Raw genomic sequence first — 26,070 nt, 5'->3', positions numbered from 1 at the left:
GGCAGAACTTTCACGGCTTTTCTTTCAGGGCGCTTCGCCCGGCAGGATGCGCGCCTCGGACTGGCCTACCCCTTCCACCTCGAGGAAGCGGCAGCCCGGACCGGTGAGTTCGATCTCGATCACGCTGCCATCGGGGGTGAGCCAGCGGATTTCCTGCACCAGACCATCGTCTTCCTCCTCGATCCGCAGCGCCTCGCCCCGGTAGCGGCTGGCGGCGCAGGCGAGGGCGTCGGCCGCGCCGATGGGGCGGGCATCTTCCGGCGCATCCGCGCGGGCCGGGACGGCCAGCAGGCAGAGAAGGAGGGGGGCGAAGACGGGGCGCATGGGGCAGCATATAACCCGGCAAGGCTCAACGAAAACCAAACAGGCCCGTTTCGGCGGCATTTGGGGCGAATCGCGCAAGGTGCTGGCATGATGAAACCACAGGAGAGACCCATGACACGCCGATTTACCGCCCCTGCCATCACCCTGACGCTGGCCATGGCGCTTGTCGCACCGCTTGCCGCGCCGGTCGCGGCGCAAGAGACGCAGCTTTCCGGCACGGTGGCCGAGGTGTTCGGCACCCAGATGGTGCTGACCACATCCGACGGGCGGCTTCTCGTCACCCTGCCCGAAGGGACCGCCGCCCCGGCGCCGGGCACTGCCCTGACGCTGACCGGCACGCGGACGGGCGACACCTTCGCCGCCGCCACGTTGAGCGCTGGCACGGCAGCACCCGTCGCGGATGAGGCGACGCTGCCTGCCCCGCTGCGCGGCCTTGGGCTGAGCGACATCCGCACCCGCCGCGATGATGACGGCGATGTCTATCTCTATGCCCGCACGGCCACCGGCTGGCTGCGGGCCGAGGCGCGCGGTGATCGGCTGCACGAAGTGCAGGGTGATGGCGCGGGTCTGCCGCCCGACCTGATCGCCGCGATGCTGCCCGCGCCCGCACGCGACGAGCCGCGCCTGACCGAGATCGCCCGGATGACCGAGATCGAGGTAGATGATGACGGAGAAATCTCAGTCGAAGGCTTTGCCGCCGACGGCATGCGGATCGAGATGGAATTCGCGCGCGATGGCGTTTTGCAGGGGTTCGAACGCGAGACCGACGATCGCCGCTCGATGACCGAGGCCGCCGCGCGGGACCGGCTGGCCGCGCTTGGCTATCGCGATGTGGGCTTTGTCGAACGGGGCGGGCGGCATGTGACGGCCATTGCCACCAATCCATCGGGCGATGTGGTCGAGGTGCGGCTGGATGATCAGGGCCGGGTGGAACGCGAAAGGCTGTGGCTGAACTGACCGGTCACGCGCGCGGCGGCGGCACGGGGTGAAGGCCCCGACCTGCGCCGCTGCCCCCCCCCTTTTTCCCGCACAGCGCGGCATCCTGACCGGTGCCGCGCGTGACCCATCGGTCAATCGTCCACGCAATAGACGCGGTACAGGGTGGCGAGGATCTCGCTCACCTCCGGGCTGGCGAGGCTGTAATAGATGGTCTGCCCATCGCGGCGCGTGGCGACAAGGCGCAGCGCGCGCATCTTGCCCAGATGCTGCGACAGGGCGGCGGGGCTGAGGTTCACGATCTCGGCCAGGTCGCCCACCGACTTCTCGCCCTTCAAAAGCGTGCACATCACCAAAAGCCGCTTTGGGTTCGCCATCGCGTCCAGCGTGGCGGCCACTTCGATCGCGCGGGCTTCCAGCGCCTCGATCGGCATGTCTGCGGGATCTGTTTTCATGCTTGACACTTTAGTAGTTTCGAAAGTAATGTATCTCGAAGATAAAGACCTGTCTAGCAATCCCTGCCCTCTGCCACAAGCGTGATGCGGCGGGCCGGGGCGTCGGCAGACAGGTGTCAAGGAAGTGGACCCGCCCCGCATGATCACCGAATTCACCCCCCTCGCCTCGCTTGCCGGTGGCATCCTGATCGGCCTTGCCGCCGTGATCCTGATGGCGCTGAACGGCCGGATCGCGGGCATGACGGCCATGCTGGGCGGCGTGCTGCAACCGCAGCACCCTGACAGCCCGTGGCGGATTGCCTTTCTGGCGGGTGCGATTGCCGCGCCGATGATCGCCACGCGCATGGGCGCCGAGTTTGGCTTTGCCGCGCCCACCACCGGCGCGATGCTGGCTGTGGGTGGCCTGCTTGTGGGCATCGGGGTGACCTATGCCTCGGGCTGCACCTCGGGGCATGGGGTTTGCGGGATGGCGCGGCTGTCGCCCCGGTCCATCGTGGCCACGGCCACCTTCATGGTTACGACCTTTGCCACCGTGACCGTGATCCGCCACGGATTTGGGGGATAAGGCCTATGCAACGCATCCTGTCCGCGCTTCTTGCCGGTGTCGTCTTCGGTCTGGGCATCGCCCTTTCGGGCATGGCCAACCCGGCCAAGGTGATGAACTTCTTCGATCCTCTTGGGACATGGGACCCGAGCCTTGCCTTCGTCATGGGCGGCGCGCTGACCACCGCGGCGATCGGCTACCGGGTGGTGTTCGGCACACGCCGCGCGCCCCTGTTTGACACGACGTTCCATCTGCCGACCGCCCGCACCATCGACCTGCGGCTGGTGGGCGGATCGGCCTTGTTCGGCTTGGGCTGGGGCATCGCGGGCTTTTGCCCCGGCGGCGCGGTTCCTGCGCTGGGATTCGCGCCTTGGCCCACCGCGCTTTTCCTGATCTCGATGGGGGCGGGCATGCTGATCGCCCGGCGCCTGCAAGCCCTGCCGCGCCCCACCACCGCCTGATCCCCCGACGTGGAGACCCTGACCATGACGACCCCGATCCCCCATCCCGTGGACCTGACCGTGACCCCCGAGGTGACGGCCTTCTTCGACGAACCCACCAATACGGTGACCTATGTCGTCCGCGACCCCGCCAGCACCGCCTGCGCCGTGATTGATAGCGTGATGGACATCGACTATGCCGCAGGCAGGATCACCTATGCCTCGGCCGATGCGGTGATCGCCTTCATCCGCGCGCGCGGCTACAGGCTGGAATGGCTGATTGAGACGCATGTCCATGCCGATCACCTGTCGGGCGCGCCCTATATCCAGGGCAAGCTGGGCGGCAAGATCGGCATCGGCGCCAACATCACCATCGTGCAGGAAACCTTCGGCAAGGTCTTCAACGAAGGGACGGAATTCCAGCGCGACGGATCGCAGTTCGACCGCCTGTTCCACGACGGTGACACCTACCAGATCGGCACGATGACCGCGCAGGCCCTGCACACGCCGGGCCACACGCCGGCCTGCATGACGCATGTGATCGGTGACGCCGCCTTCGTGGGCGACACGCTGTTCATGCCGGATGGCGGGTCGGCCCGGGCCGATTTCCCGGGCGGGGATGCGCGCACGCTCTACCGGTCCATCCGGCGCGTGCTTTCGCTGCCCGATGCGACGCGGCTGTTCATGTGCCACGACTATGGCCCGAACGGGCGCGACATCCGCTGGGAAACCACGGTGGCCGAACAGCGCGCGCACAACATCCATGTCCATGACGGCGTGACCGAGGATGAGTTCGTCGCGCTGCGCGAGGCGCGCGATGCGACGCTGGCAATGCCCAAGCTGATCATCCCGTCGCTTCAGGTGAACATGCGCGCAGGCGAACTGCCGCCGCCGGATGACAGCGGCAAGCGCTTTCTGAAAGTGCCGATCAACGGGCTGTAGGCCCCCGACGCAACCCACGCTCTGGGAGGAGCCCGACATGACGACCGCCAAGCCGATCACACCGACCCTGTCCGTCAGCGAACAGGTGCAGCCGCAGGACATGGCCGCGCTGGCCGCCGCGGGGTTCCGCGCGATCATCTGCAACCGCCCCGATGGCGAGGGGGCGGATCAGCCCGGCTTTGCCGAGATCGCGGCAGCTGCCGAGGCGGCGGGGATGCAGGCGGCCTATCTTCCCGTCCTGTCGGGCAAGGTGGGCGACGCGGATGCCCTGGCCTTTGGCGCGGCACTGGACCGCCTGCCGAAACCCGCGCTTGCCTATTGCCGCACCGGCACGCGGTCGGCCACGCTGTGGTCGCTGTCCGAGGCCGGGCGCGGGCGCGCGCTGCCCGAGATCATGGCCGCAACGCGGGCCGCGGGCTATGACATGGCAGGCGTGGTGCGGCGCATCGCCAATGGCGGGCGCACCCCCGCCGACATGGTGGATGCGTCCCACGCGGTTGTCATCATCGGCGGGGGTGCGGCCGGGATCGCGGCCGCCGCCAGCCTGAGATCCCGCCAGCCGGATCTCGACATCGCCATCATCGACCCGGCCGACATCCATTACTACCAGCCGGGCTGGACCATGGTCGGCGGCGGCGTCTTTACCCCCGCAACGACGGCCCGCACCATGGGATCGCTGATCCCTGCGGGGGTGCGCTGGATCAAGGCCGCCGTCGCGGCCTTCGAGCCGGAGCGTAACGCCGTCATCCTCGATGGCTGCCGGGTGGTGCGGTATGAGCAGCTGATCGTCGCGCCGGGGCTGAAGCTGAACTGGGCCGGGATCGACGGGCTGACCGAAACGCTGGGGCGCAACGGGGTGACGTCGAACTATCGCTATGACCTCGCGCCTTACACATGGGACCTCGTGCGCGGCCTGAAAGGGGGACATGCAGTCTTTACCCAGCCGCCCATGCCCATCAAATGCGCCGGCGCGCCGCAGAAGGCCATGTATCTGTCGGGTGACCATTGGCACCGGACGGGTGTGCTGAAGGATATCCGCATTGATTTCTACAGCGCGGGCGCGGTGCTGTTCGGGGTCAAGGAATATGTCCCCGCCCTGATGGACTATATCGAGAAGTACGGCACCAACCTGCATTTCCAGCACCGCCTGACCCGCGTCGATGGCCCAGCGCGCAAGGCGTGGTTTGCCAAGACCAATGCCGATGGCACGACCGAGACGGTGGAAACCGGGTTCGACATGATCCATGTCGTCCCGCCGCAGGTGGCCCCCGACTTCGTCCGCGTCTCGGTCCTTGCTGATGCGGCGGGCTGGCTGGATGTGGACCCGGCCACCCTGCGGCACAAGCGCCTGCCCAACATCTATGCGCTGGGCGATGTCACCAACGCGCCCAACGCCAAGACCGCCGCCGCGGCGCGCAAGCAGGCGCCCGTGGTGGCGCATAACCTGCTGAGGGACCGGGGCCTGGTCGGGGGCGCTACGCAGGGCGCGGTCGGGGGCGCAGATGTGGCCTATGACGGCTACGGCTCCTGCCCCTTGACGGTGGAACGGGGGCGCATCGTGCTGGCCGAGTTCGGCTATGGCGGCAAGCTTCTGCCCTCTTTCCCCGGCTGGATGATTGATGGCACGCGGCCCAGCCGTCTTGCCTGGCTGCTCAAGGAACAGGTCCTGCCGCCGATTTACTGGAAGGCCATGCTGCGCGGGCGCGAATGGATGGCCAAACCGCACCCCGTGACCGCAAGCTGAAGGCACCGATCGTGACGCTGAAATCCCTGTTCCCGATCGCAGGCTGGGCGCCCCGCTACACCCGCGGCGACGCGCAGAGCGACCTAGTCGCCGCCGCCATCGTCACGATCATGCTGGTGCCCCAAAGCCTTGCCTATGCGATGCTGGCAGGCCTGCCGCCGCAGGTGGGGCTTTACGCGTCGATCCTGCCCCTGATCGCCTATGCGGTCTTCGGCACCAGCCGGGCGCTGGCGGTGGGACCTGTGGCGGTGGTGTCCTTGATGACGGCGGCGGCGGTCGGGCAGATAGCGGAACCGGGGTCGGCCGAGTATCTGACGGCGGCGATCACGCTGGCCTTTCTGTCGGGGCTGATCCTTGTGGCGATGAGCGTGCTGCGGCTGGGGTTTCTGGCGAATTTCCTGTCACATCCCGTGATCTCGGGCTTCATCACGGCCTCGGGCATCCTGATCGCGGCCAGTCAGATGAAGCATATCCTGGGCATCAGCGCGGGCGGTGACACGCTGCCCGAACTGCTGATGGGTCTGTCCGAACGGGTGGGCGAGACGAACCCCTTCACCCTTGTCATCGGCCTGTCGGCCACGGCCTTCCTGTTCTGGACGCGCAAAGGGCTCAAACCCCTGCTCATCGCCCGTGGCCTGCGCCCCCGGACCGCCGACATGGCCGCCAAGGCCGGGCCTGTGGCGGCGATCCTTGCCTCCATCGCCGCCGTGGTCGGGCTGGGGCTGGCGGAGAGGGGCGTCAAGATCGTGGGGGAAATCCCGGCGGGCCTGCCGCCGCTTGCCCTGCCCTCGTTTGATCTTGGGCTGTGGCAGCAGTTGCTGGTGCCTGCGCTGCTGATCAGCCTTGTGGGCTTTGTCGAATCCGTCTCGGTCGCCCAGACCCTTGCCGCCAAGCGGCGCCAGCGCATCCTGCCCAATCAGGAACTGACGGCGCTGGGGGCCAGCAACATCGCTGCCGCCCTGTCGGGGGGCTATCCGGTAACGGGGGGCTTTGCGCGGTCGGTCGTCAATTTTGACGCGGGCGCCGAGACGCCGCTGGCGGGGGCCTTCACCGCCGCAGGCATCCTTGCCGCGACGCTGGTCCTGACACCCCTGTTCCAGTTCCTGCCCCAGGCCGTGCTGGCCGCGACGATCATCGTGGCCGTCCTGTCCCTTGTGGATCTGGCCGCGATCCGGCGCACCTATGCCTATTCCAAGGGCGACTTCGCTGCGATGGCCGCGACCATCTTCATCGTGCTGGGCGTGGGGGTAGAGGCCGGGATCACCGCAGGCGTCGCGCTGTCGCTGCTTCTGTTCCTCTGGCGGACGTCGCGGCCGCATATGGCCATCGTCGGGCAGGTGCCGGGGACCGAGCATTTCCGCAATATCGACCGCCACGCCGTGATCACGCATCCCGCGCTGCTGTCGATCCGGGTGGATGAGAGCCTGTATTTCGCCAATGCCCGCGCCTTGGAGGATGCGATCTATGACCGCATCGCGGGCAACCCTGCCCTGCGCCATGTCATCCTGATGTGTCCGGCCGTCAATGCCATCGACGCCAGCGCGCTGGAAAGCCTTGAGGCGATTTCCCACCGGCTGACCGCTGCCGGGATCGGCTTTCATCTGTCCGAGGTGAAGGGTCCGGTGATGGATGCGCTGCGCCGGTCGGACTTTCTTGACCATTTCACGGGCCGGATCTTCCTGTCGCAGTTCGAGGCGGTGACGGCGCTGACGCAAGACCCGGGCCTGACCGGCCCGGATGTGCCCCCTGCGCCGTCACAGCCCGCGGATCGCAGCGCCGCACCGGGCCGCACCGGCGAACCGATGCCCCCGGTCGCGGCGCTGCCCTGACGCCACCGCCCCACCTGTGGCCGACCTTTGGCCGTGCGAAGGCCCGGCCATCACCCCAGCCAAAGCGCGAAGGCAAACACGGCGACAGCGCCCAGACAGATCATCAGCAGGGGCCGCTGCGACGGCCCTGCCACGCCCCTGCCGTCGTCGGGGCGGCGCAGCACGAAAAGATGCGCGAACTGCGGATCAAAGCGTCCGTCAATCATAAAAGCCGCCTGCGCCTGTGTCCTGCCTGTCCCACACGGCGGCGCCCCGCGCATCCAGCGCCTGCATCACACGGTCGGGCGCGATCACCATCGCCAGGGCCGCCGCATAGGCCAGCACCAGCAGCACCAGCGCGACATAGCCCGGACGGCCCCGATACCCGTCGCGGATGAACAGGTTCACCACGCCATCCTCCGCGCCGGGGCATCATGGCCCGCCCCTTTTTCCGCGCTTGCGGTCAGAACAGCGTCACGCAGCGCCTTGCCCCGCGGCCAGGGGCCAAAGCCCGACGCCACGTTCACATGGCCGGCATGGCCCAGATCGACAAGGTCGCTGCCCCAGGCCCGTGCGAGATGCGTCGCACGGCCAAAGCTCATCCACGGGTCGTTGCGGCTGGCGACCACTGTCGTCGGCACGTCCAGCCGAAGTTCGGGGATCGCGCCGAACTGACCGATCCGGTCATTGCCCTGGGTCTCGGCCGGTGCCACCAGAAGCGCGCCGCGGATGCGCAGATGCGGCCAAGTCGCCAGCAGCCGCGCGATCAGCACCGCCCCCAGCGAATGGCCGACAAGGATGCTGTCGGGATGTTGCAGGATCATCGAGGCCAGTTCGATTTCCCAGACCGCAGGCACAGGGCGATCCGGGCTGGACAGGTCCACCATCAGCGCCCTGGGATCGGTGGCCGCCCACCAGTGCTGCCAATGCGGATCAGGCGAACCATCAAGGCCGGGAACGATCAGGGTCTTGGTCATCGGGTGCCTCCGCTGGGGTCAGGGTCGGTTTCCAGATAAATCTAGCAAGATTATCGTGTATTTTGGTTCCAAAGAGTCAGGCGGAAAGGAAACGGGGTTCTCCAGACCGCGCTCAGCGCGATACGGTATCCACCGGATAGGCGGTGGTGAACTTCATCCGCTCCATCGCGAAATGGCTGGTGACGTTCTTGATCGCGACCGCATCGGTGAGCCGCTTGTAGAGCCGGTCAAAGGCCGCCATGTCCGACACGGCGACGCGCAGAAGGTAATCCATCTCGCCCGCCATCCGATACACTTCCATGATCTCGGGGATCGCGCCCACGGCATCGGCAAAGGCCTCGCGCCACTCGGCCGAATGGTCGGGCGCCTCGATCCCCACAAAGACGGTCAGGCCGAAGCCCAGTTTCGCAGGATCGGCCAGCGCCACGCGCTGGGTCAGCACCCCCGATGCCTCCAGCCTCTGGATCCGCTTCCAGCACGGGGTCTGGGACAGGCCCGCCTTTTCGGCGATCTGGGCGATGGGCAGGGTCGCATCCTGCATCAGGGCCGCGACGATCTTGCGGTCGATCAGGTCAAGCTCGGTCATGCTGCATTCCCCTTTCCGGCCCGGCAGATGGGCCACAGCTACAGCATGACGCAATTCCTAATATTGTCTACCGTCTTTATCGTGTTTATTCCAAAGGCGCGCGCACCCTGCCCGTAACCCATGTTTTGCTGGTGTTTTGTCGCAACGGGCAGCGGCCGAGGTTGACCCTGATTAATCCCGACATTGATTCTCGTTATTCCTGCGCGTAACGCTCAGCCATGATCACGCAGAAGATGAAATACGCGCTCAAGGCGCTGCTTGTGCTGGCGGACGAGGCGGCCAAGGGCCAGCCCGAACCCCTGACGATCGAAGAGATCGCCAAGCGGTCCGACACGCCCAAGCGGTTTCTTGAACATATCCTTCTGGAAATCCGCAATGCGGGCGTGATCGCGTCGATCCGGGGCCGGGCGGGCGGCTATGTGCTGATCAAGAAACCGACCGAAATCTCGATTTCGGAACTTCTGCGCATGATCGACGGGCCGATCGCCCCCCTGCCCTGCCTGTCGCGCCGCGCCTATCAGCGCTGCGAGGATTGCGCCGATGAGGCCACCTGCCGGATCCGCAAGGTCTTTGCCGAGGTGTTCTGGTCCTACCTCGTGATGATCGAATCGCTGACGCTGCAAGACATGCTGCGGTCGGGCAGTGTTGCCGATCAGGTGCTTGGCAACGGCTAACCGCCCTTTTTCCCACGGCTTTCGATGCGCCCCGCCCCTTCGGGCGGGCCCGGCGCGGAGAATTTCTTTCTCTATACACGACCAATTTTGGCGTGAATTTTCCGTTGCAATACTCGACTATCTCTGTCGTTATTTAGGGCATGGGAGGCTGATGTCCGGCCCGACAGCGAAGGAGACCCACGATGACAACTGCACTTTCCCCGGCTCAGACCCAGCGGGCAGGACTGTCGATGTCGGCCATGTCCACCGCGCTGCCGCAGGCCTGTGCCGTGCGCCTGATTGATCGCCGCACCGGCCAGACCCACCGCATTAACGGCAGCCCGCTGGTGCTGTTCACCCGCAACCCGGCCGAGGCCGTGGCAGAACTTCTGTCAGGTCGCGATGCCGCCGTGTGGGAGGCGCGCATCGAACCGATCGGCATCGCCGGCATCACGCCCGACAGCCGCCGCAGGGAGGGCCGCCTATGACGACCGCCACCCCGATCCCGCACACCATTCTGGGCCTTGCCCCCTTCCGGCCGATTTCCGCGGCCCAAACCAGACCTCAACAGGAGAAGACCATGCTTGCCACCATCACACTCGCCGGAACGGTAACGGCGCAAGGGCCCGTCGTGGATGCCCATCCCGATGGCCGCGTCACCATCGCCGATGGCGTGCGCCGCCTGACCGGCTGGCCCGTGAGCGGCTGGCCTGTGGCCCGCGCCCTGCGCGGCACGCTGTCGGCGCTGGCCGTGGCGCTGCTGGCGCTGGGGGCGGCCCCGGCGCAAGTGCAGGCCGAAACGCTGCTTAATGTCAGCTACGACCCGACGCGCGAGCTGTATCGCGAGGTGAACGAAGCCTTCACCGCCTTCTGGACGGCCCAGGGCAACCCCGCCCCGCAGATCGAGGTCAGCCATGGCGGATCGGGCAGCCAGGCCCGCGCGGTGATCGACGGGCTGGAGGCGCAGGTGGTGACGCTGGCCCTTGCCTCGGACATCGACAGGATCGCCGAAGCCGGCAAGCTGCCCGCCGATTGGCAGACCAAGCTGCCCAACAACTCTTCGCCCTACACCTCGACCATCGTCTTCCTTGTCCGCGAGGGCAATCCCAAGGGCATCAAGGACTGGGGCGATCTGGTGGCTGATGGCGTCGAGGTCATCACGCCCAACCCCAAAACCTCGGGCGGGGCGCGGTGGAACTACCTCGCCGCCTGGGCATGGGCCGAAAAGAACGGCCAGGATCCCAGGGAATTCGTGGGCGCGCTCTATCAGAACGTCCCCGTGCTCGATAACGGCGCGCGCGGCTCTACCACCACCTTCGCCCAGCGCGGCATCGGTGACGTGCTTCTGGCCTGGGAGAACGAGGCCTATCTGGCGCTGAAGGAAATCGGCGAAGATCAGTTCGACATCGTGGTGCCCTCGGTATCGGTTCTGGCCGAACCGCCCGTGGCGCTGGTCGAAGGCAACATCAAATCCGATGAACAGCGCAAGCTGGCCGAGGCCTATCTGAACTTCCTCTATTCGCCCGAAGGGCAGGCGCTGGCCTTCAAGCATTTCTACCGCGCCTGGGACACCTCGAAAGCCGCGCCCGAGGATGTGGCCCGCTTCCCGCAGCTTGAACTGGTCGACATCGCCTCGTTCGGCGGCTGGGCCAAGGTGCAGCCGGAACATTTCGGGGACGGCGGCATCTTCGACCAGATCTACGTGCCGAAGTAAGGAAAAGGCCGATGGGCAGACCCTTCATCCACCGATCCCCCATGCCCGGCCTTGGCGTTTCCATGGGGATCACCCTGACGATGCTGTCGCTTGTCGTCCTCTTGCCCATCGGCGCCCTTCTTCTGAAGGGCGCCAATTTTGGCTTGGCGGGCATCTGGGACACTGTGAACCGCGAGCGCGTCTGGGCGGCGCTGTTCCTGTCCTTTCGCCTGTCGCTGCTGGCGGCGCTTTTCAACCTTGTCTTTGGCGTGCTGCTGGCTTGGGTCCTGGTGCGCTACCGCTTTCCGGGGCGCCGCATCCTTGATGCGGCGGTGGATCTGCCCTTCGCCCTGCCCACCGCCGTGGCGGGCATCTCCCTGACCGCGCTTTATGCCCCGAACGGCGCCTTCGGGCAGATCGCGGCCGAGATCGGCTGGAAGATCGCCTATACGCAATGGGGCATCTTCATCGCGCTGGTCTTTGTCGGCCTGCCCTTCGTCACCCGCACCGTGCAGCCCGTGGTGGAAGAGATCGAGCGCGAGGTGGAAGAAGCCTCTGCAACCCTCGGCGCCAGCCGCCTACACACGCTGCGCCATGTGATCCTGCCCATGCTCACCCCTGCCGCGCTGACAGGCTTTGCCCTGTCGCTGGCGCGTGCGGTGGGCGAATATGGCAGCGTGATCTTCATCGCCGGGAACATCCCGCTGGTGACCGAAATCGCACCCCTGCTGATCATCATCCAGCTGGAAGAATTCAATTACGACGCCGCCGCCGCCATCGGCATCGCCATGCTGCTGATCAGCTTCGCGATGCTGCTGGTCATCAACCTCATCCAGATCTGGAGCCGCCGGAGAATAGGATATGTCTGACGCAGCCCAAATCCGCTTTCGCGCGGCGACCGAGGAAAGCCCCGCCGCCCGCTGGACATTGATCGCGCTGGCCTTCGCAGGGCTTGCAATTCTCGTCTTCGCGCCCCTGATCGCCGTCTTTGTCGAGGCTTTGGCAGAGGGCGTGACTGCCTCGCTCAAAAGCCTTGCCTCGCCCGATGCGCGCGATGCGATCCGTCTGACGCTGACCATCGCCGCCATCTCGGTGCCGCTGAACGCGGTCTTCGGCATCGCGGCGGCGTGGTTCATCACCAAGTTCGACTTTCGCGGCAAGGCCTTCCTGATCACGCTGATCGACCTGCCCTTCTCGGTTTCGCCCGTCGTGGCGGGCCTGTGCATCGTGCTGATGTTTGGTGCGAATTCCGCGCTTGGCGGCTGGCTGGTGGCGCAGGGCTACCCAATCGTCTTTGCCATGCCCGGCATCATCCTTGCGACCATGTTCGTGACCTTCCCCTTCGTGGCGCGTGAACTGATCCCCGTGATGATCGAACAGGGCCGGGCCGAGGAAGAGGCGGCGCTCACCCTGGGCGCTTCGGGCTGGCGGGTGTTCTGGACGGTGACGCTGCCCAACATCCGCTGGGCGCTGCTTTACGGCGTGCTCCTTTGCAATGCGCGCGCCATGGGCGAATTCGGCGCTGTCTCTGTCGTTTCGGGCAAGATCCGGGGACAGACCGCGACCATGCCCACTACGATCGAGATGCAGTATCAGGAATACCTGTCGGTCGCGGCCTTCAGCCTTGCCGCCGTGCTGGCCCTGCTGGCGCTGGTCACGCTCCTGCTCAAGACCGCGCTGGAAATCCGCCATGCCGATCAGCTTGCCGCGGCGCACCGCCATTGACCCCGCACACCCGCGCGCCCCGGGCCTGACCCGGACCAACCCAAACTCTTGCCCCCCGGAGCCTATCGCCATGCATATCGAAATCGACGAAATCTCCAAACAGTTCGGCACGACGGCCGCCCTGCATCCCGTGTCGCTTGCCATCCCCTCGGGCGCGCTGGTGGCCCTGCTCGGCCCTTCGGGATCGGGCAAGACCACGCTGTTACGGATCCTTGGCGGGCTGGAGTTTCCCTCCTCTGGTCGCGTCCTCTTTGACGGGCGGGACGCGACCGGCCTGTCGGTGCAGGAACGGCGCGCAGGCTTTGTGTTCCAAAGCTACGCGCTGTTCCGCCACATGACGGTGTTTGACAACATCGCCTATGGCCTGAACGCCCGGCCCCGGGCGACGCGGCCCACCAAGGCGGAAATTGCCCGTCGGGTGACCAAACTGCTGGACCTGATCCAGCTGCCCGAAATCGGCGCGCGTTATCCGTCGCAGTTGTCGGGTGGTCAGCGCCAGCGCGTGGCGCTGGCCCGTGCCTTGGCCATCGAACCCCGGATGCTGCTGCTGGACGAGCCCTTCGGCGCGCTTGACGCCAAGGTGCGCAAGGAACTGCGCCAAGGCCTGCGCGACATCCATGACACCACCGGCCTGACCACCGTCTTCGTCACCCATGATCAGGACGAGGCGATGGAACTGGCCGATCTGGTCGTCGTCATGTCGATGGGCCGGATCGAGCAGATCGGCAAACCGCAAGACATCCGCGCCCGGCCCGCAACACCTTTCGTGCGCGACTTCATCGGCGCGTGAACCACGCGGCGTCGCGACGGTCAAGGCAAGTGGGGCGAGGCAAGGGACAGGATGCGCCGCTCTGGGGACAAGGCGCCCTGCACGCGCCACGCCTCAAGGCCCCCGACACGCCGGCGCCGCGCCCTGCATCCCTGTGCGCCGCCCGCCCCACAGGCAGACAAACCCGCCCGTCCGCCTAAAAATTAGGCGACCATCAGCTTTATTGTCGCTCCGGCCGCCTTGGGGGATTGCAGGGTGGCAGCACTGCCTTATGCTGATCCTGCAAATCTAACATCATATCGGCATTCGCGCCCGAACAGCAGATTTCGACTGCTGGATCGGGTTTTTTGCGTTGGCGGGGGCGAAACGGTGACGAAGCGGCGGATCGAGATCGGCCTGTTATACTCGCGATCAGGGAGCTACTCCCTGATCTCCGAGGCCTGCCGTTCCGGCGCGCTGGCGGCGATTGCCGAACTGAACGCCGATCCGGGGATCGACCTGTCCTTCGTGGCGGTGGAGCGCGATCCCGAAGGCAATGTCGATCTCTACGGTCCGCTCTGTGACGAAATCCTCAGCGAAACCTCTGCCCGGCATGTGATCGGCTGCGTCACATCCTGGAGCAGGAAGGAAGTCATCCCTACGCTGGAACGCCATGGCGGCACGCTCTGGTATGCCGTGCCCTATGAGGGGTTCGAGGCATCCGATCATGTCGTCTATACCCATGCCTGCCCGAACCAGCACCTTCTGCCGCTGCTCGACTGGGTGATCCCAACGCATGGCGGCAAGGCCTATCTGACGGGGTCCAACTACATTTGGGGCTGGGAGATGAACCGCCTTGCGCGCGAACGGATCGTCCGCGCGGGCGGCACCATCCTAGGGGAACGCTACCTTCCCATCGGGTCGCGCGATGTCGGCCGGATGATCGAGGAAATCCGCTACGCGCGCCCGGATTTCATCCTGAATTCGCTGATCGGCCCGTCCTCCTATGAATTCCTTGCCGCCTATCGCGAGCTTGGCCGTCAGGACGATCACTTTGCGCCGTCGCGCTGCCCGGTCCTGTCTTGCAACATGACGGAATGTGAATTGCCCGCCATCGGCATGGCGGCCGAAGGGATGGTGGCCGCAGGCCCCTATTTCCGCGGCATCGAGGGCTGGCCCGGCAAGGGGCGCTTTGGTTCGTCGCACGAGGCGGCGGCCTATGTCGCGGTGCGCGAACTGGCGCGCCTTCTCTCCCATCGCCCGGGGGCCGAAGCGATGAGCCTGTCCCAGCTTCTGGCCGAAGCAGGCACGGACGGCGGGATCATCGACCCCGAGACGCATCACACCGTCCTGCCCGCGATCATCGCCCGTGTCGAAGGGGGGGCGTTCCGCCTTGTGCATCGGCGTGATGGCGTGGCGGGTGATCCCTACCTCACCCGGTCCGCGCAATCGCCCGTGCCGCCCCAGTTGCGCGTGGTGTCGTCATGAGGCGGCCGATCCGCATCCCCGAACTGGGCGGCGCCCGGGCGGTGATCCTGCACCGTCCCCATCCCACCGTGCAGGCCCTGCTGCGGCAGTTGACGGCCATCGGTCTTGAGGTGGTGCAGTGCTGGCCGGAACTGGGCGCCGATGCGATGGGGGCGGATTACGTCTTTTTCGATGCCGATATGGGCCATGACGGGATGTTTCCCTGGCCGGCGGGCCAGCCGCCCATGCCGATGATCGCGCTGATCGGGTCCGAAGCGCCGGGCCGGATCGAATGGTCGCTGCGGGCGGGATCCCATGCGCAGCTGCTCAAGCCCGTGGGGGATAACGGGGCCTATTCGGCCCTGCTGATCGCCCGCGATGCCTTTGACGCGCAAAAGGCCCTGTCGGCCGAGATCGCCGATCTGAAGCGGCGGCTGGAGGGGCGCCAGACGGTCGTGCGGGCCGTCACGCTGCTGGCAGCGCGCGGCAAGACGGAAGAGCAGGCCTATGCCCAGTTGCGCCAGATGGCGATGGCGTGGCGGATCAGCTTTGAAGATGCCGCCGCCCGCATCGTGGCCAGCCGCGATGGCACGCCCGCCGGTCAGGAAGGTTCACTCGATGGTTGACCTGCCCGCCCCCGCCGCATCGACGCCGAAATCCACCCTGCGCCGCCTTGGCGAACGCAAGCTTGCCATGTTCGGCTTTGCGATGATCCTGATCGTGGTGGGCGCGGCGGCCTGCGCGCCGCTCATCGCGCCCTACGCGCCGGAAGAGCAGCTTTTCGATGGCCTGACCCTGGAAGGCGCCCCCCTGCCCCCCGATGCCCGCTTCATCATGGGGACCGATCTGTTGGGGCGCGATCTGTTCAGCCGGATGCTTTATGGCGCGCAAACCTCGCTCATCGTCGGGGTGGTCGCAAATGGGCTGGCCCTGTTCATCGGCACGCTGGTGGGGCTGACCGCCGGTTTTTTCCGGGGCTGGATCGGGGCCACGCTGATGCGGTTCACCGATCTGATGATGGCCTTCCCGGCGCTTTTGCTGGCGATCTGCCTTGCCGCGATCTTCAAGCCGTCGCTCTGGATCGTCGCGCTGGTCATCGCGCTGGTGAACTGGGTGCAGACGGCGCGGGTGATCTATACCGAGACCACCTCGCTTGCAGCGCGCGATTTCATCGCCGCCGAACGCACGCTGGGCGCAAGCACCGGGCGCATCCTGTTCCGCCACATCCTGCCCCATCTCGTGCCCACGCTGATCGTCTGGGGCACCTTGGGCATTTCGACCACCGTCCTGCTGGAGGCGACGCTGTCGTTCCTTGGTGTGGGCGTGCAGCCGCCCACGCCCAGCTGGGGCAACATCATCTTTGAAAACCAGACCTATTTTCAGGCCGCGCCCTGGCTGGTCTTCATTCCCGGGGCGGCGATCATCCTGCTGGCGCTGGCCTTCAACCTTGTGGGCGATGCGCTGCGCGACGTGCTCGATCCCACCCAGCGGGGGCGCGACTGATGGTCTATGTGCTGCGCCGCCTGATCCAGTCTGCCCTCATCCTTCTGGGGGTCAGCTTCATCACCTTCGTGCTGCTCTATGTCCTGCCGGCCGATCCAGTGCGCCAGATCGCAGGCCGCGCCGCCACGGCGGAAACGGTCGAGAACATCCGCCAGCAACTGGGGTTGGATCAGCCGCTGCTGGTGCAATACGGCCGCTACCTCGCGGCGCTGGCGCAGGGCGATCTGGGGCGCAGCTATCTGCAGAAGACGGAAGTGACGGAGCTGATCCTGTCGCGCCTGCCCGCCACGCTGCAACTGATGGCGGCGGGGATCGTGGCGGAACTGATCCTGGGCCTGTCCATGGGCATCGCGGCGGCGCTGATGCGAGGGCGCCTTGGGGACCAGCTTCTGATGATGGCCTCCTTCGTCACCGTCTCGGCCCCGCAATTCGTGGTCAGCCTTCTCCTGCTGTATGTCTTTGCCGTCAAACTGGGCTGGTTCCCCATCGGCGGCTACGGCACGGCGGCGCATCTGGTGCTGCCCGCCATCACCTTGGGCATCCTCGGGTCGGGCTGGTATTCCCGAATGATGCGCTCCTCCATGACCGAGGTCCTGCGCGCCGATTACATCCGCACCGCCCGCGCCAAGGGACTGAGCCGGGCGCGCGTCGTCTTTGGCCACGCCCTGCCCAATGCCATCCTGCCCGTCATCGCAATGATCGGCATCGACATCGGCATCTTCATGGGCGGCATCGTCGTCGTCGAATCCGTTTTCGGCTGGCCGGGTATTGGCCAGCTTGCCTGGCAGGCGATCCAGCGCGTGGACATCCCCATCATCATGGGTGTCACGCTGGTCTCTGCCCTTGCCATCGTCATCGGCAATCTTCTTGCCGATCTGGTTGCCCCCCTTATCGACCCCCGCATCCGCCTGCGCTGATGCGGCAAAACCAACCCAACAGGAGAGACGCAGATGAAAAAATTGCTCGCATCCACCGCCCTCGCGCTGACGCTGGCGCTGCCCGTCGCGGCGCAGGACTACACGCCCGATCCCAACGCCAAGGCAGGCGGAACCATCACCGTCACCTACAAGGATGACGTGGCCACGCTCGACCCCGCGATCGGCTATGACTGGCAGAACTGGTCGATGATCAAGTCGCTGTTCGACGGGCTGATGGATTATGTCCCCGGCACCACGACCCTGCGCCCCGGTCTGGCCGAAAGCTACGAGATTTCCGAAGACGGCCTGACCTACACCTTCAAGCTGCGCGCGGGCGTCAAATTCAACAACGGGCGCGAGATGACGGCAGAGGATGTCAAATACTCGCTCGACCGCGTGACCAATCCTGAAACCCAGTCGCCGGGTGCAGGCTTCTTCGGCTCCATCGCCGGGTTTGAAAATGCAGGCGCAGGCGGGCTGTCGGGGGTAGAGGTCGTGGATCCCCTGACCGTCAAGATCACGCTGTCGCGCCCGGATGCCACCTTCCTGCATGTGATGGCGCTGAACTTCGCCTCCGTCGTGCCGAAAGAGGCGGTGGATGCGGCGGCAGGCGATTTCGGCAAGCAACCGGTGGGAACCGGGGCTTTCAAGCTGGCGGAATGGACGCTGGGCCAGCGGCTGGTGTTTGAAAAGAACGCCGATTACTGGCGCGAGGGCGTGCCCTATCTGGATGGCGTTGTGTTCGAGGTGGGTCAGGAGCCTGTCGTGGCCCTGCTGCGCCTGCAGAACGGCGAGGTAGACGTCCCCGGCGACGGCATCCCGCCCGCCAAGTTCGTCGAGGTGATGGGCGATCCGGCACAGGCCGAACGCGTGGTGGTCGGCGGGCAATTGCATACCGGCTATATCACGCTGAACGTCACCACCCCGCCCTTCGACAAGGTCGAGGTGCGCAAGGCGGTGAACATGGCCATCAACAAGGAGCGCATTACCCAGATCATCAACGGCCGCGCCGTCCCCGCGACCCAGCCGCTGCCGCCGTCGATGCCGGGTTATACCGGCGATTATGCAGGCTACGCCTATGATGTCGAAGGGGCCAAGGCCCTGCTGGCAGAGGCGGGCCTTGCCGACGGGTTCGAGACGGATCTCTACGTCATGAACACCGACCCCAACCCCCGCATCGCCCAGGCCATCCAGCAGGATCTGGCGGCCATCGGCATCACGGCGAACATCCAGTCGCTGGCACAGGCCAACGTGATCGAGGCGGGCGGTGCCGGCACGGCGCCGATGGTCTGGTCGGGTGGCATGGCGTGGATCGCCGATTTCCCCGATCCGTCCAACTTCTATGGCCCCATCCTCGGCTGTGCCGGTGCGGGCGAAGGCGGCTGGAACTGGTCCAAGTTCTGCGACGAGGCGCTGGATGCCATGGCCGTGCAGGCCGACAGCCTGTCCGATCCCGCGCAGGCGGAAGCGCGGCTGAAGATGTGGTCTGACGTCTATATGGGCGTGATGGAACAGGCCCCGTGGGTGCCGGTCTTCAACGAAGAGCGCTACACCATGAAGTCCGAACGCATGGGCGGGGATGACGCGCTTTACGTCGATCCCGTCTCCATCCCGGTCAACTATGACTATGTTTTCGTGAAATAACCATGTGCAAGGCCTGTGACTACACGATCCACGGCGCGCAGCATCACTTCGGCTGGGACAATTCCATCGCCCCTGCCCTGCGCGCCGAACCGGGATCGACGATCCTGTTTCACTGCAACGATTCCTCGGCGGGCCAGCTTGGCCCGTCGTCGACCGTGGCCGATGTGGTTTCCCTCGACTTCGGCAAGATCAACCCGGTGTCCGGCCCCATCTATATCGAAGGGGCCGAACCCGGCGACGCGGTCAAGGTCACCATCGAAAGCTTCGCCCCCCGGGTCTTTGACGGGGCGGGCTTTGGCTGGACGGCCAATATCCCCGGCTTCGGGCTGCTTGCCGACCAGTTCACCGAACCTGCGCTGAAGGTCTGGAAATACGACCCCAACAGCATGGCGCCTGCGCTGTGGTCCGATCAGGGGTGCGTGCCGCTGAAACCCTTTGCGGGCACCATCGGCAACGCGCTGGCCGAACCGGGGCTTCATTCCGTCGTCCCGCCGCGGCGGGTGGGCGGCAATCTCGACATCCGTGACCTGAACGCGGGAACCACCCTCTATCTGCCGGTCGAGGTGGCGGGCGCCCTGTTCAGCGTGGGCGACACCCATGCCGCGCAAGGCGATGGCGAGGTCTGCGGCACCGCGATCGAAAGCCCGATGGACGTGGTCCTGACGCTCGATCTGGTCAAGGGCGCGCACCTCAAGACCCCGCGCTTCACCACGCCCGGCCCGGTGACGCGGCATCTCGACGCCAAGGGGTATGAGGTGACAACCGGCATCGGGCCCGATCTGATGACCGCCGCGCGCGATGCGGTGGCCAACATGATCGACCTGTTGACCGCCACGCATGGCATGGCGGCGGTCGATGCCTATATGCTCGTCTCCACCTGCGGCGATCTGCGGATATCCGAGATCGTCGATATGCCGAACTGGGTGGTCAGCTTCTTCTTCCCGCGCTGCGTCTTTGAATGATGCAGGAGGTCGCAACCAGATCCGGGGCCGCCGCGGCCCCGGATGCCGCCCCAGATGCCGCGCTGGATGCCGCCGCAGAGGCGGCCCCCGTCCTGTTGGTCGCGGGGCTGACCGTTTCCGTCCGCACCGAAGCGGGCCTGAAGCCCCTGGTGGAAAACCTATCCTTCACCCTGCGCCGGGGCGAGACGCTGGCCATCGCCGGGGAAAGCGGATCGGGGAAATCCATGACCTCGCTCGCCATCATGGGCCTTCTGCCGCCGCCTGCCGTGCGCGTGACGGCGGGCAGCATCCGCCTTGGCCAGACCGACCTGACCGCCGCCCCTGAGGCGCAGATGCGCCATGTCCGGGGCGACCGGATCGCCATGATCTTTCAGGAACCGATGACGAGCCTGAACCCGGTGCTGACCATCGGCACCCAGTTGGCCGAGGCGATCCGCGCGCATGAACCCCTCCCGCGTGCCGAGGCCCGCCGCCGCGCCCTTGCCGCCCTGACGGCCGTGCGCCTGTCGCAGCCCGAGCGGCGGATGCATCAGTATCCGCACGAACTGTCGGGCGGGATGCGCCAGCGCGTGATGATCGCCATGGCATTGGCGCTGCGCCCCGAAGTGCTGATTGCCGATGAACCGACCACCGCGCTGGATGTGACCGTGCAGCGCGAGGTGCTGGACCTGTTGCGCGATCTGCAGCGCGACCTTGGCACCGCGATCATCCTGATCACCCATGACATGGGCGTGGTGGCCGAAATGGCAGACCGCGTGATCGTGATGAAATCCGGGCGCATGGTCGAACAGGCGCCGGTCCGCCAGCTTTTCCATGCCCCGACCGAACCCTATACGCGCGATCTTCTGGCGGCGGTGCCGCGCATGGGCGCGCGCGCAGCCGCCGCCGCCCCCGCGCCGTTGCCCGCTGCCGAACCTGTCGCCCGCCTGTCCGATGTGGTGGTCCGCTTTCCCGTCAGGGGCGGCCTGCTGGGGCGGACCACGCTGAATGTCCATGCCGTCGAACATGTCAGCTTCGATATCGCCCGGGGCGAGACTTTCGCGCTTGTGGGCGAATCCGGCTGCGGCAAATCCACCATCGCCCGGGCCATCGTCGGGCTTGTGCCGCATCAGGGGCAGATCACCGTGGGCGACCATGTGCTGTCAGCCCATGGGCGGGATGCGCCCAAGGCGCTGCGCCGCAAGGTGCAGATGGTGTTTCAGGATCCGATGGCCGCGCTCGATCCCCGGATGCGGGTGGGCGACCTGATCGCCGAACCGCTGCTCATCCACGGAATCGGCACGGCGGCCGACCGGCGCGCCGAAGCGGCGGATCTGCTCCGCCGTGTGGGCTTGTCGCCGGATCAGATCGACCGCTACCCGCACGAGTTTTCCGGCGGACAGCGCCAGCGCATCTGCATTGCCCGGGCGCTCGCGCTCAAACCCGATCTCATCATCGCCGATGAAAGCGTGTCCGCGCTGGATGTCAGCGTTCAGGCCAGGGTGCTGGCCCTTCTGCAAGAGTTGCAGCAGGAGATGGGCGTGGCCTATCTCTTCATCAGCCATGACATGGCGGTGGTGGACAGCATCTCGGATCGGGTGGCCGTGATGTATCTGGGCCAGATCGTCGAGATGGGCAGCCGCGCACAGGTCTTTGGCGATCCGCGCCATCCCTATACGCAACGCCTGATCGAAGCCGTGCCGGTTCCCGACCCGGCCCATCAACGCCGCCCGTCGGTGCGCATGACGGGCGATCTGCCCAACCCTGTCCATCCGGTGGGATCCGGGCCGGAACGGGTGATCCTTCGCGATGTCGGCGCTGGCCATCTGGTCGCGATCTGATCGCCACCGGCGGCCCCGATACCCTCTGTGATATGGGAGGGGGGCTTAGACACCCGCTTCGTCATCCACGGTCTCCAGCACATCGCGGACCCGCCGGTCAGACTGGCCCGCTGGACCGGGGCGGACCGCCACAGCCGTATCGTCATCATCGGCCGCGACCTGCCGCGCGAGGCCCTGCTGGACAGCATCGAGGTGCTCAAGACAAGGCCGATGCTGCATCCGACGCCGGCCTGACCGGTGCAAAACCACCTTCACCGCCCCCTCTGTGTGTGGGGGGAACCCCGGCTTCCCCAAACGCCAAACCGCCTGCAACGCGCGCACACGGGCGACCGTGCGCAACCCATCGGATCGTCTTGGGCAGACCCTGGCAGGCCGGTCCGATATCCTGCCAGGGCGCGGCAGGTGACGGCGCCTTGATTTCCGCGTATTCCCCCCGGTGCGCAGGGTCACCGTCACCGGCGCGTCGGTGCGGTTGCGCCAGAACCATCCGTGATTGCCGGTGAAGGCGGCCGTGAGGTCGCCCGTTGCCTCGGGCACGGCGCAGCTCTGTTCGTAGCTGATGCTTTCGCCGCTGCTGTCACCGTGCAGGTCAAAATTCACCACGCTGCCATACGCCAGGGTTCAGGGTATAGCTGACCTCATCGCGCCATGCGGGGGTGGCGGGCTCGGTGGCGGGCGCTGCAGCTGCGGCAGGAACCGGCGCCGCTGCGGCGGCCAAGGGCATCGGCCTCTGCGGCAAGCTGGGTCTTGATCTCGCCCATCTCGGTCAGCCCGGTCAGGGCGCCTACCCCGGTCGGGTCGATCCCGTATTCAGCAGGCAGGCAGAGAAGAACGAGGATCGCCCCCGCCGCTCCGGCGGCGATCAGCGTGGACCGGATCAGCTCGCCCGGCATGGCCGGAACGGAATTGACCGGGGCCGGAGCGGCAGTTCGGGGTTCGGCCCGCAAGGGGGCCTTCGAGATATCGAAACGGTTGGTCATGGATCTCGCCCCGCTTTCAGGCGACAAAATAGCCGGTGATCTGCAGGCCCATCAGGGCAAAGCCGGCCATCATCATCAGGACATGCGCAACACAGGCCTGCCTTGCGAAGGCAGACCGCGCCCGCCACTGGGTCATCGCCATCAGGATCAAGGCCAGCGCCATCAGCTGGCCCAGCCCAACTCCCCCCCCCATTAAAGGCGGTCAGGGTGCCAAGCAGACCATCAGGCGAGATGTCGTAATCCTGAATCCTCGTCGCCAGACCAAAGCCAGGCAGCAGGCCGAAGATCAGCGTCGCGGCTTTAGTGTTCGGCTGCACTCCGAACCACAGCCGGTAGGCGCCGAGGTTGTCGAGCGCCTTGTAGACCACCGAAAACGCGATGATCGCGCCGATGATGTAGGCGTTGATCGAGTCCTGCCACCAGACCCCCGCGATCATCGTCACCGAATGGCCGACGGCAAAGAGGCTGACGTAGGTGGCGATGTCCTTGGCCCGGTAAAGAAAGAAGATCACCCCGGCGAGGAACAAGAGGTGGTCATAGCCCGTCACCATGTGCTTGGCGCCGAGGTAGATGAAGGCGATGGGACGGAAGCCCGTCACCTCTTGCAAATAGCCCGCGTCGCCTTCAGTAACGTTGTGGGCAAGGGCCGCGCCTGCAAACAGCAGGGCGGTGAACAGCGTGGCGAGGGCGATCGGCACCTGCCAAGGCATCGGGGGGCGCCAGCGCGCCCGTGACATCTGCGTCATGTGATATGTGCTGACTGTGGGATCGGAACGCCCGGGATGCCCGGCGGCGGCTCAGATCACCGTCAGTCGGGGCGGCCGTCGTCGCACGTCACGGATCATGCCATCCGCCGCAAGGGCAGCTGGCCGCAGCATCCGCGCCGGGGGCGACGGGACGTCCGTCTCTTGCGGCCCAAGCAACGCGGCGGCGACATGATCGTGATCGCTCGAATCATGATGATGAGATCCGGCTAAGTCATGCGCATGGCCATGCGCGGCATGGGCAGCACGGTGATCCGCCTCTGCGGCCAAGGCGCCGGGCCCGTGCTTCACGGCGTCAATGGCCGGGGCCAGAACCAGCGCCAATGCCATGATCAGACAGGCGCAAAGCGCCCTGACCCCTGCCCATTTTGCCGACACTGCCCGCCTCATCGTCCGTCAGGGTTGGCTGCTGTCGCTCCTTGCCTGATCCCCCCCCGGGGGGATACCACGGATTTATGCAAGATGACCACACCCACGCAAGCCACCCCGCCATCGCCACACGGCTGAAACGCGCCGAAGGACATCTGCGCCGCGTCATCGCCATGATCGAAGACGGGCGGCCCTGCATCGATCTGGCCACCCAACTCCACGCCGTCGAACGGGCGGTGGCCGAGGCGAAGCGGGCGCTAATCCAAGACCATATCGACCACTGCCTGACAGGCGGGGGCGCGCATGATCTGGCCGAGATCAAGGCCCTGACAAAGCTGCTGTAGATGCAGGCAACCCTGCGCAACCCCACCTTCCGCCACCTCTTCGCCGCGCAGATCGTGGCGCTGGTCGGCACGGGGCTGGCCACCGTGGCGCTTGGCCTGCTGGCCTGGCAGCTCGCGGGCGACAATGCGGGGGCCGTGCTCGGCACGGCCCTGGCGATCAAGATGGTGGCCTATGTCACGCTCGCCCCGGTGGCCGCAGCCATCGCCGAACGCCTGCCGCGCCGGGCCTTTCTGGTGGTTCTGGACGTGATCCGCGCGGGCGTCATCGCCTTCCTGCCTTTCGTGGATCAGGTCTGGCAGGTCTATGCCCTGATTTTCGTCCTTCAGGCCGCCTCGGCCGGCTTCACCCCGGCCTTCCAGGCGGTCATCCCCGACGTGCTGAAGGACGAGGGTGATTACACCAACGCCCTGTCGCTGCTGCGGCTGGCAGAGGATCTGGAACAGCTCGCCTCGCCCATGCTGGCGGCAGCGCTTCTGACGGTGGTCAGCTTCCCGGTGCTGTTCGCGGGCACCGTCATGGGTTTTCTTTCTTCGGCGGCGCTTGTCGTGACCGCGCGCCTGCCCGCGCGGGAAAAGGCCGAACCCGGCCACTTCTGGGCCGACGTGACCAAAGGCCTGCGCATCTACATCCACACCCCGCGCCTGCGCGGGCTGATGGTGATGGAAGCGGCCGTTGCGGCAGCCGGGGCTATGGTCTATGTGAATACGGTCGCGCTGGTGCAGGCCCGGCTTGGACTGGGCGAGGAGGCCGTGGCGCTGGCCTTCGCAGGCTTTGGTGCCGGGTCGATGCTGGCGGCCTTCCTTCTGCCGCGCATCCTCGACCGATTGGCCGACCGCCCCGTGATGATCGGTGGGGCTACCCTTATGGTCGCAGGCATCGCGCTGGTGCCGCTGGTGGGCAGCCTGCCCCTGCTGATGGCGCTTTGGGCAGCGATCGGCTTCGGCTTCTCGCTCACGCAAACCCCCATCGGGCGGATCATCAACCGCTCCGCGCGCGAGGCTGACCGGGGCGCGGTCTTTGCCGCGCAATTTGCCCTGTCGCATGCCTGCTGGCTGGTCACCTATCCCCTTGCCGGCTGGATCGGCGCCGGCGCGGGACTATCGGTCGCGGCCATCAGCCTTGCCATCATCGGCGCCGCAAGCCTCGCCGCCGTGCTGCGCCTGTGGCCCGCGAACGACCAGACGATCCTTCCGCATCACCACCCGGACCTTTCACCAGACCACCCGCATCTGGCCGACCACGGGCCCAACACGCCCACGCCCTGGTGATCGACGACCTGCATCGCTACTGGCCAAAGGCCATTTAGGGACCACGTGGTCGATCAACGCGGTCAGAGGGAGGCAGCCCCCACCCGACCACGCCGCTCATGATCCTTTCCCGTTGCCCGTGCATGGCAAGAACGCGAGATCCTCGCACACCGAAACCGCCCTTCCCGCCCCGTGCGCTCTGCTGCGGTTCGCGCCCGTTCCTGATCCTGCCCGCCTACTATCCCGCTGTTTCCTTACGGGGAATCCGTCCGTTTGTTGACCTATTGTTGACCTACCGGGAAGACAGTGACCTGCCACGGGATTTTTCCTCCATCTGCGATTAGAGTCCGTGACCTGCCACGGGATTTTTCCTCCATCTGCGATTAGAGTCCGGCCCATGGAGAGGACGGACGATGAAGAAGGCACGACTGACGGAAGAGCAGATCATTGGCATCTTGCAGGAGCATGAGGCGGGTG

General features: G+C 66.2%; 29 protein-coding genes and 2 pseudogenes. 22 read left to right on the top strand and 9 right to left on the bottom strand.

The window, feature by feature from the left end:
• Nucleotides 1-24: 24 nt before the first annotated feature.
• Complete coding sequence (locus GU920_RS12370; protein ID WP_161767404.1) at nt 25-324, bottom strand: Cys/Met metabolism pyridoxal-phosphate-dependent enzyme; 300 nt, start codon at nt 322-324, stop codon at nt 25-27.
• Nucleotides 325-435: 111 nt separating this feature from the next.
• On the opposite strand from GU920_RS12370, the gene GU920_RS12365 reads away from it, so the two are divergent.
• Nucleotides 436-1,281, top strand: coding sequence for a prevent-host-death protein (locus GU920_RS12365; RefSeq protein ID WP_235933288.1), 846 nt, complete (start codon nt 436-438; stop codon nt 1,279-1,281).
• A gap of 113 nt (nt 1,282-1,394) precedes the next feature.
• On the opposite strand, the gene GU920_RS12360 is transcribed toward GU920_RS12365, so the two are convergent.
• On the bottom strand, nt 1,395-1,715 hold the full coding sequence (locus GU920_RS12360; RefSeq protein ID WP_161767403.1) for an ArsR/SmtB family transcription factor: 321 nt from the start codon (nt 1,713-1,715) through the stop codon (nt 1,395-1,397).
• Nucleotides 1,716-1,854: 139 nt separating this feature from the next.
• Between GU920_RS12360 and GU920_RS12355 the strand changes: the two genes are divergently transcribed.
• Genes GU920_RS12355 through GU920_RS12335 form a run of 5 tightly spaced genes read left to right on the top strand, consistent with a single transcriptional unit; the run spans nt 1,855 to nt 7,214 of the window.
• Nucleotides 1,855-2,280, top strand: a complete 426-nt coding sequence (locus GU920_RS12355) for a YeeE/YedE family protein (protein WP_201744134.1) — start codon at nt 1,855-1,857, stop codon at nt 2,278-2,280.
• Between the two features lie 5 nt (nt 2,281-2,285).
• Nucleotides 2,286-2,720 (top strand): DUF6691 family protein, encoded by a 435-nt coding sequence (locus GU920_RS12350; protein ID WP_161767402.1) that lies wholly within the window; start codon nt 2,286-2,288, stop codon nt 2,718-2,720.
• A gap of 24 nt (nt 2,721-2,744) precedes the next feature.
• Nucleotides 2,745-3,641 carry an MBL fold metallo-hydrolase gene (locus GU920_RS12345; protein ID WP_161767401.1) on the top strand — a complete coding sequence of 299 codons (897 nt, stop codon included), beginning with the start codon at nt 2,745-2,747 and terminating at the stop codon, nt 3,639-3,641.
• A gap of 37 nt (nt 3,642-3,678) precedes the next feature.
• Complete coding sequence (locus GU920_RS12340) at nt 3,679-5,385, top strand: bifunctional protein tyrosine phosphatase family protein/NAD(P)/FAD-dependent oxidoreductase (RefSeq protein WP_161767400.1); 1,707 nt, start codon at nt 3,679-3,681, stop codon at nt 5,383-5,385.
• Nucleotides 5,349-7,214 (top strand): SulP family inorganic anion transporter, encoded by a 1,866-nt coding sequence (locus GU920_RS12335; protein WP_161767399.1) that lies wholly within the window; start codon nt 5,349-5,351, stop codon nt 7,212-7,214. Before GU920_RS12340 ends, GU920_RS12335 begins: the two co-directional genes overlap by 37 nt.
• A 50-nt stretch (nt 7,215-7,264) precedes the next feature.
• Here the strand turns inward: GU920_RS12335 and GU920_RS12330 are convergent, their stop codons facing one another.
• The 4 genes from GU920_RS12330 to GU920_RS12315 all read right to left on the bottom strand — a co-directional run bounded on the left by GU920_RS12330 (nt 7,265) and on the right by GU920_RS12315 (nt 8,756).
• Nucleotides 7,265-7,420 (bottom strand): hypothetical protein, encoded by a 156-nt coding sequence (locus GU920_RS12330; protein ID WP_161767398.1) that lies wholly within the window; start codon nt 7,418-7,420, stop codon nt 7,265-7,267.
• Nucleotides 7,413-7,601 carry a hypothetical protein gene (locus GU920_RS12325; RefSeq protein ID WP_161767397.1) on the bottom strand — a complete coding sequence of 63 codons (189 nt, stop codon included), beginning with the start codon at nt 7,599-7,601 and terminating at the stop codon, nt 7,413-7,415. Before GU920_RS12325 ends, GU920_RS12330 begins: the two co-directional genes overlap by 8 nt.
• Nucleotides 7,598-8,170: an RBBP9/YdeN family alpha/beta hydrolase gene (locus GU920_RS12320; RefSeq protein ID WP_161767396.1), complete on the bottom strand. Its 573-nt coding sequence runs from the start codon at nt 8,168-8,170 to the stop codon at nt 7,598-7,600. The genes GU920_RS12325 and GU920_RS12320 overlap by 4 nt, the downstream gene beginning before the upstream one ends.
• Nucleotides 8,171-8,282: 112 nt before the next feature.
• Nucleotides 8,283-8,756 carry an Lrp/AsnC family transcriptional regulator gene (locus GU920_RS12315; protein WP_161767395.1) on the bottom strand — a complete coding sequence of 158 codons (474 nt, stop codon included), beginning with the start codon at nt 8,754-8,756 and terminating at the stop codon, nt 8,283-8,285.
• A gap of 218 nt (nt 8,757-8,974) precedes the next feature.
• On the opposite strand from GU920_RS12315, the gene GU920_RS12310 reads away from it, so the two are divergent.
• The 14 genes from GU920_RS12310 (at nt 8,975) to GU920_RS12245 (ending at nt 22,122) form a co-directional block, all read left to right on the top strand.
• A complete protein-coding gene (locus GU920_RS12310; protein ID WP_161767394.1) occupies nt 8,975-9,430 on the top strand; it encodes an RrF2 family transcriptional regulator in 456 nt (151 codons plus the stop codon).
• Between the two features lie 182 nt (nt 9,431-9,612).
• Nucleotides 9,613-9,897, top strand: coding sequence for a hypothetical protein (locus GU920_RS12305; RefSeq protein WP_161767393.1), 285 nt, complete (start codon nt 9,613-9,615; stop codon nt 9,895-9,897).
• A gap of 92 nt (nt 9,898-9,989) precedes the next feature.
• Nucleotides 9,990-11,123 (top strand): sulfate ABC transporter substrate-binding protein, encoded by a 1,134-nt coding sequence (locus GU920_RS12300; RefSeq protein ID WP_235933286.1) that lies wholly within the window; start codon nt 9,990-9,992, stop codon nt 11,121-11,123.
• 11 nt (nt 11,124-11,134) lie between these two features.
• Complete coding sequence (gene cysT, locus GU920_RS12295) at nt 11,135-11,971, top strand: sulfate ABC transporter permease subunit CysT (protein ID WP_161767392.1); 837 nt, start codon at nt 11,135-11,137, stop codon at nt 11,969-11,971.
• Complete coding sequence (gene cysW, locus GU920_RS12290; protein ID WP_161767391.1) at nt 11,964-12,827, top strand: sulfate ABC transporter permease subunit CysW; 864 nt, start codon at nt 11,964-11,966, stop codon at nt 12,825-12,827. Before cysT ends, cysW begins: the two co-directional genes overlap by 8 nt.
• A 70-nt stretch (nt 12,828-12,897) precedes the next feature.
• Nucleotides 12,898-13,617, top strand: a complete 720-nt coding sequence (locus tag GU920_RS12285; RefSeq protein WP_161767390.1) for a sulfate/molybdate ABC transporter ATP-binding protein — start codon at nt 12,898-12,900, stop codon at nt 13,615-13,617.
• A 348-nt stretch (nt 13,618-13,965) separates the two neighbouring features.
• The gene (locus tag GU920_RS12280; RefSeq protein ID WP_161767389.1) at nt 13,966-15,063 is read left to right on the top strand and encodes a transporter substrate-binding protein; all 1,098 of its coding nucleotides are present in this window, start codon (nt 13,966-13,968) and stop codon (nt 15,061-15,063) included.
• On the top strand, nt 15,060-15,668 hold the full coding sequence (locus tag GU920_RS12275; RefSeq protein ID WP_161767388.1) for an ANTAR domain-containing response regulator: 609 nt from the start codon (nt 15,060-15,062) through the stop codon (nt 15,666-15,668). Before GU920_RS12280 ends, GU920_RS12275 begins: the two co-directional genes overlap by 4 nt.
• Entirely contained in the window at nt 15,661-16,545 is an 885-nt protein-coding gene (locus GU920_RS12270; protein ID WP_161767387.1) for an ABC transporter permease, read from the top strand. Before GU920_RS12275 ends, GU920_RS12270 begins: the two co-directional genes overlap by 8 nt.
• On the top strand, nt 16,545-17,462 hold the full coding sequence (locus GU920_RS12265; RefSeq protein ID WP_201744133.1) for an ABC transporter permease: 918 nt from the start codon (nt 16,545-16,547) through the stop codon (nt 17,460-17,462). The genes GU920_RS12270 and GU920_RS12265 overlap by 1 nt, the downstream gene beginning before the upstream one ends.
• 33 nt (nt 17,463-17,495) lie before the next feature.
• Nucleotides 17,496-19,106, top strand: a complete 1,611-nt coding sequence (locus GU920_RS12260; protein WP_161767386.1) for an ABC transporter substrate-binding protein — start codon at nt 17,496-17,498, stop codon at nt 19,104-19,106.
• Between the two features lie 2 nt (nt 19,107-19,108).
• Entirely contained in the window at nt 19,109-20,068 is a 960-nt protein-coding gene (locus tag GU920_RS12255; RefSeq protein WP_161767385.1) for an acetamidase/formamidase family protein, read from the top strand.
• Nucleotides 20,068-21,888 carry an ABC transporter ATP-binding protein gene (locus GU920_RS12250; RefSeq protein WP_161768064.1) on the top strand — a complete coding sequence of 607 codons (1,821 nt, stop codon included), beginning with the start codon at nt 20,068-20,070 and terminating at the stop codon, nt 21,886-21,888. Before GU920_RS12255 ends, GU920_RS12250 begins: the two co-directional genes overlap by 1 nt.
• A 27-nt stretch (nt 21,889-21,915) precedes the next feature.
• On the top strand, nt 21,916-22,122 hold the full coding sequence (locus tag GU920_RS12245; protein WP_161767384.1) for a CobW C-terminal domain-containing protein: 207 nt from the start codon (nt 21,916-21,918) through the stop codon (nt 22,120-22,122).
• A 404-nt stretch (nt 22,123-22,526) separates the two neighbouring features.
• Here GU920_RS12245 and GU920_RS12240 read toward each other — a convergent pair whose 3' ends face one another.
• The 3 genes and pseudogenes from GU920_RS12240 to GU920_RS12230 all read right to left on the bottom strand — a co-directional run bounded on the left by GU920_RS12240 (nt 22,527) and on the right by GU920_RS12230 (nt 23,962).
• Entirely contained in the window at nt 22,527-22,868 is a 342-nt protein-coding gene (locus tag GU920_RS12240) for a hypothetical protein (protein ID WP_161767383.1), read from the bottom strand.
• A gap of 16 nt (nt 22,869-22,884) precedes the next feature.
• Nucleotides 22,885-23,578 (bottom strand): annotated as a pseudogene (locus GU920_RS12235) (HupE/UreJ family protein).
• A gap of 87 nt (nt 23,579-23,665) precedes the next feature.
• Nucleotides 23,666-23,962: a hypothetical protein gene (locus tag GU920_RS12230; protein ID WP_161767382.1), complete on the bottom strand. Its 297-nt coding sequence runs from the start codon at nt 23,960-23,962 to the stop codon at nt 23,666-23,668.
• A 125-nt stretch (nt 23,963-24,087) separates the two neighbouring features.
• Here GU920_RS12230 and GU920_RS12225 point away from each other — a divergent pair, with 125 nt between their 5' ends.
• Both GU920_RS12225 and GU920_RS12220 read left to right on the top strand, forming a co-directional pair.
• Entirely contained in the window at nt 24,088-24,345 is a 258-nt protein-coding gene (locus GU920_RS12225; RefSeq protein ID WP_161767381.1) for a metal-sensing transcriptional repressor, read from the top strand.
• Nucleotides 24,346-25,652, top strand: a pseudogene (locus GU920_RS12220) (MFS transporter).
• The last annotated feature ends 418 nt before the right edge of the window (nt 25,653-26,070 follow it).

It is taken from the genome of Paragemmobacter ruber, assembly GCF_009908315.1.
GTDB lineage: Bacteria > Pseudomonadota > Alphaproteobacteria > Rhodobacterales > Rhodobacteraceae > Paragemmobacter > Paragemmobacter ruber.
Note: the sequence above shows the minus strand (reverse complement) of the source record. Positions and strands in the feature narration are given on the sequence as shown.

What these genes read in the sequence shown, in the direction of transcription:
- GU920_RS12355 (WP_201744134.1), top strand. Translation starts at nt 1,855, where the DNA reads ATGATCACCGAATTCACCCCCCTCGCCTCGCTTGCCGGTGGCATCCTG.
- GU920_RS12275 (WP_161767388.1), top strand. Translation starts at nt 15,060, where the DNA reads ATGAGGCGGCCGATCCGCATCCCCGAACTGGGCGGCGCCCGGGCGGTG.
- GU920_RS12360 (WP_161767403.1), bottom strand. Translation starts at nt 1,715, where the DNA reads ATGAAAACAGATCCCGCAGACATGCCGATCGAGGCGCTGGAAGCCCGC.
- GU920_RS12315 (WP_161767395.1), bottom strand. Translation starts at nt 8,756, where the DNA reads ATGACCGAGCTTGACCTGATCGACCGCAAGATCGTCGCGGCCCTGATG.
- GU920_RS12250 (WP_161768064.1), top strand. Translation starts at nt 20,068, where the DNA reads ATGCAGGAGGTCGCAACCAGATCCGGGGCCGCCGCGGCCCCGGATGCC.
- cysT (WP_161767392.1), top strand. Translation starts at nt 11,135, where the DNA reads ATGGGCAGACCCTTCATCCACCGATCCCCCATGCCCGGCCTTGGCGTT.
- cysW (WP_161767391.1), top strand. Translation starts at nt 11,964, where the DNA reads ATGTCTGACGCAGCCCAAATCCGCTTTCGCGCGGCGACCGAGGAAAGC.
- GU920_RS12320 (WP_161767396.1), bottom strand. Translation starts at nt 8,170, where the DNA reads ATGACCAAGACCCTGATCGTTCCCGGCCTTGATGGTTCGCCTGATCCG.
- GU920_RS12255 (WP_161767385.1), top strand. Translation starts at nt 19,109, where the DNA reads ATGTGCAAGGCCTGTGACTACACGATCCACGGCGCGCAGCATCACTTC.
- GU920_RS12330 (WP_161767398.1), bottom strand. Translation starts at nt 7,420, where the DNA reads ATGATTGACGGACGCTTTGATCCGCAGTTCGCGCATCTTTTCGTGCTG.
- GU920_RS12365 (WP_235933288.1), top strand. Translation starts at nt 436, where the DNA reads ATGACACGCCGATTTACCGCCCCTGCCATCACCCTGACGCTGGCCATG.
- GU920_RS12260 (WP_161767386.1), top strand. Translation starts at nt 17,496, where the DNA reads ATGAAAAAATTGCTCGCATCCACCGCCCTCGCGCTGACGCTGGCGCTG.
- GU920_RS12370 (WP_161767404.1), bottom strand. Translation starts at nt 324, where the DNA reads ATGCGCCCCGTCTTCGCCCCCCTCCTTCTCTGCCTGCTGGCCGTCCCG.
- GU920_RS12310 (WP_161767394.1), top strand. Translation starts at nt 8,975, where the DNA reads ATGATCACGCAGAAGATGAAATACGCGCTCAAGGCGCTGCTTGTGCTG.
- GU920_RS12345 (WP_161767401.1), top strand. Translation starts at nt 2,745, where the DNA reads ATGACGACCCCGATCCCCCATCCCGTGGACCTGACCGTGACCCCCGAG.
- GU920_RS12270 (WP_161767387.1), top strand. Translation starts at nt 15,661, where the DNA reads ATGGTTGACCTGCCCGCCCCCGCCGCATCGACGCCGAAATCCACCCTG.
- GU920_RS12240 (WP_161767383.1), bottom strand. Translation starts at nt 22,868, where the DNA reads ATGACCAACCGTTTCGATATCTCGAAGGCCCCCTTGCGGGCCGAACCC.
- GU920_RS12285 (WP_161767390.1), top strand. Translation starts at nt 12,898, where the DNA reads ATGCATATCGAAATCGACGAAATCTCCAAACAGTTCGGCACGACGGCC.
- GU920_RS12335 (WP_161767399.1), top strand. Translation starts at nt 5,349, where the DNA reads ATGGATGGCCAAACCGCACCCCGTGACCGCAAGCTGAAGGCACCGATC.
- GU920_RS12230 (WP_161767382.1), bottom strand. Translation starts at nt 23,962, where the DNA reads ATGGCATTGGCGCTGGTTCTGGCCCCGGCCATTGACGCCGTGAAGCAC.
- GU920_RS12350 (WP_161767402.1), top strand. Translation starts at nt 2,286, where the DNA reads ATGCAACGCATCCTGTCCGCGCTTCTTGCCGGTGTCGTCTTCGGTCTG.
- GU920_RS12340 (WP_161767400.1), top strand. Translation starts at nt 3,679, where the DNA reads ATGACGACCGCCAAGCCGATCACACCGACCCTGTCCGTCAGCGAACAG.
- GU920_RS12300 (WP_235933286.1), top strand. Translation starts at nt 9,990, where the DNA reads ATGCTTGCCACCATCACACTCGCCGGAACGGTAACGGCGCAAGGGCCC.
- GU920_RS12265 (WP_201744133.1), top strand. Translation starts at nt 16,545, where the DNA reads ATGGTCTATGTGCTGCGCCGCCTGATCCAGTCTGCCCTCATCCTTCTG.
- GU920_RS12225 (WP_161767381.1), top strand. Translation starts at nt 24,088, where the DNA reads ATGCAAGATGACCACACCCACGCAAGCCACCCCGCCATCGCCACACGG.
- GU920_RS12305 (WP_161767393.1), top strand. Translation starts at nt 9,613, where the DNA reads ATGACAACTGCACTTTCCCCGGCTCAGACCCAGCGGGCAGGACTGTCG.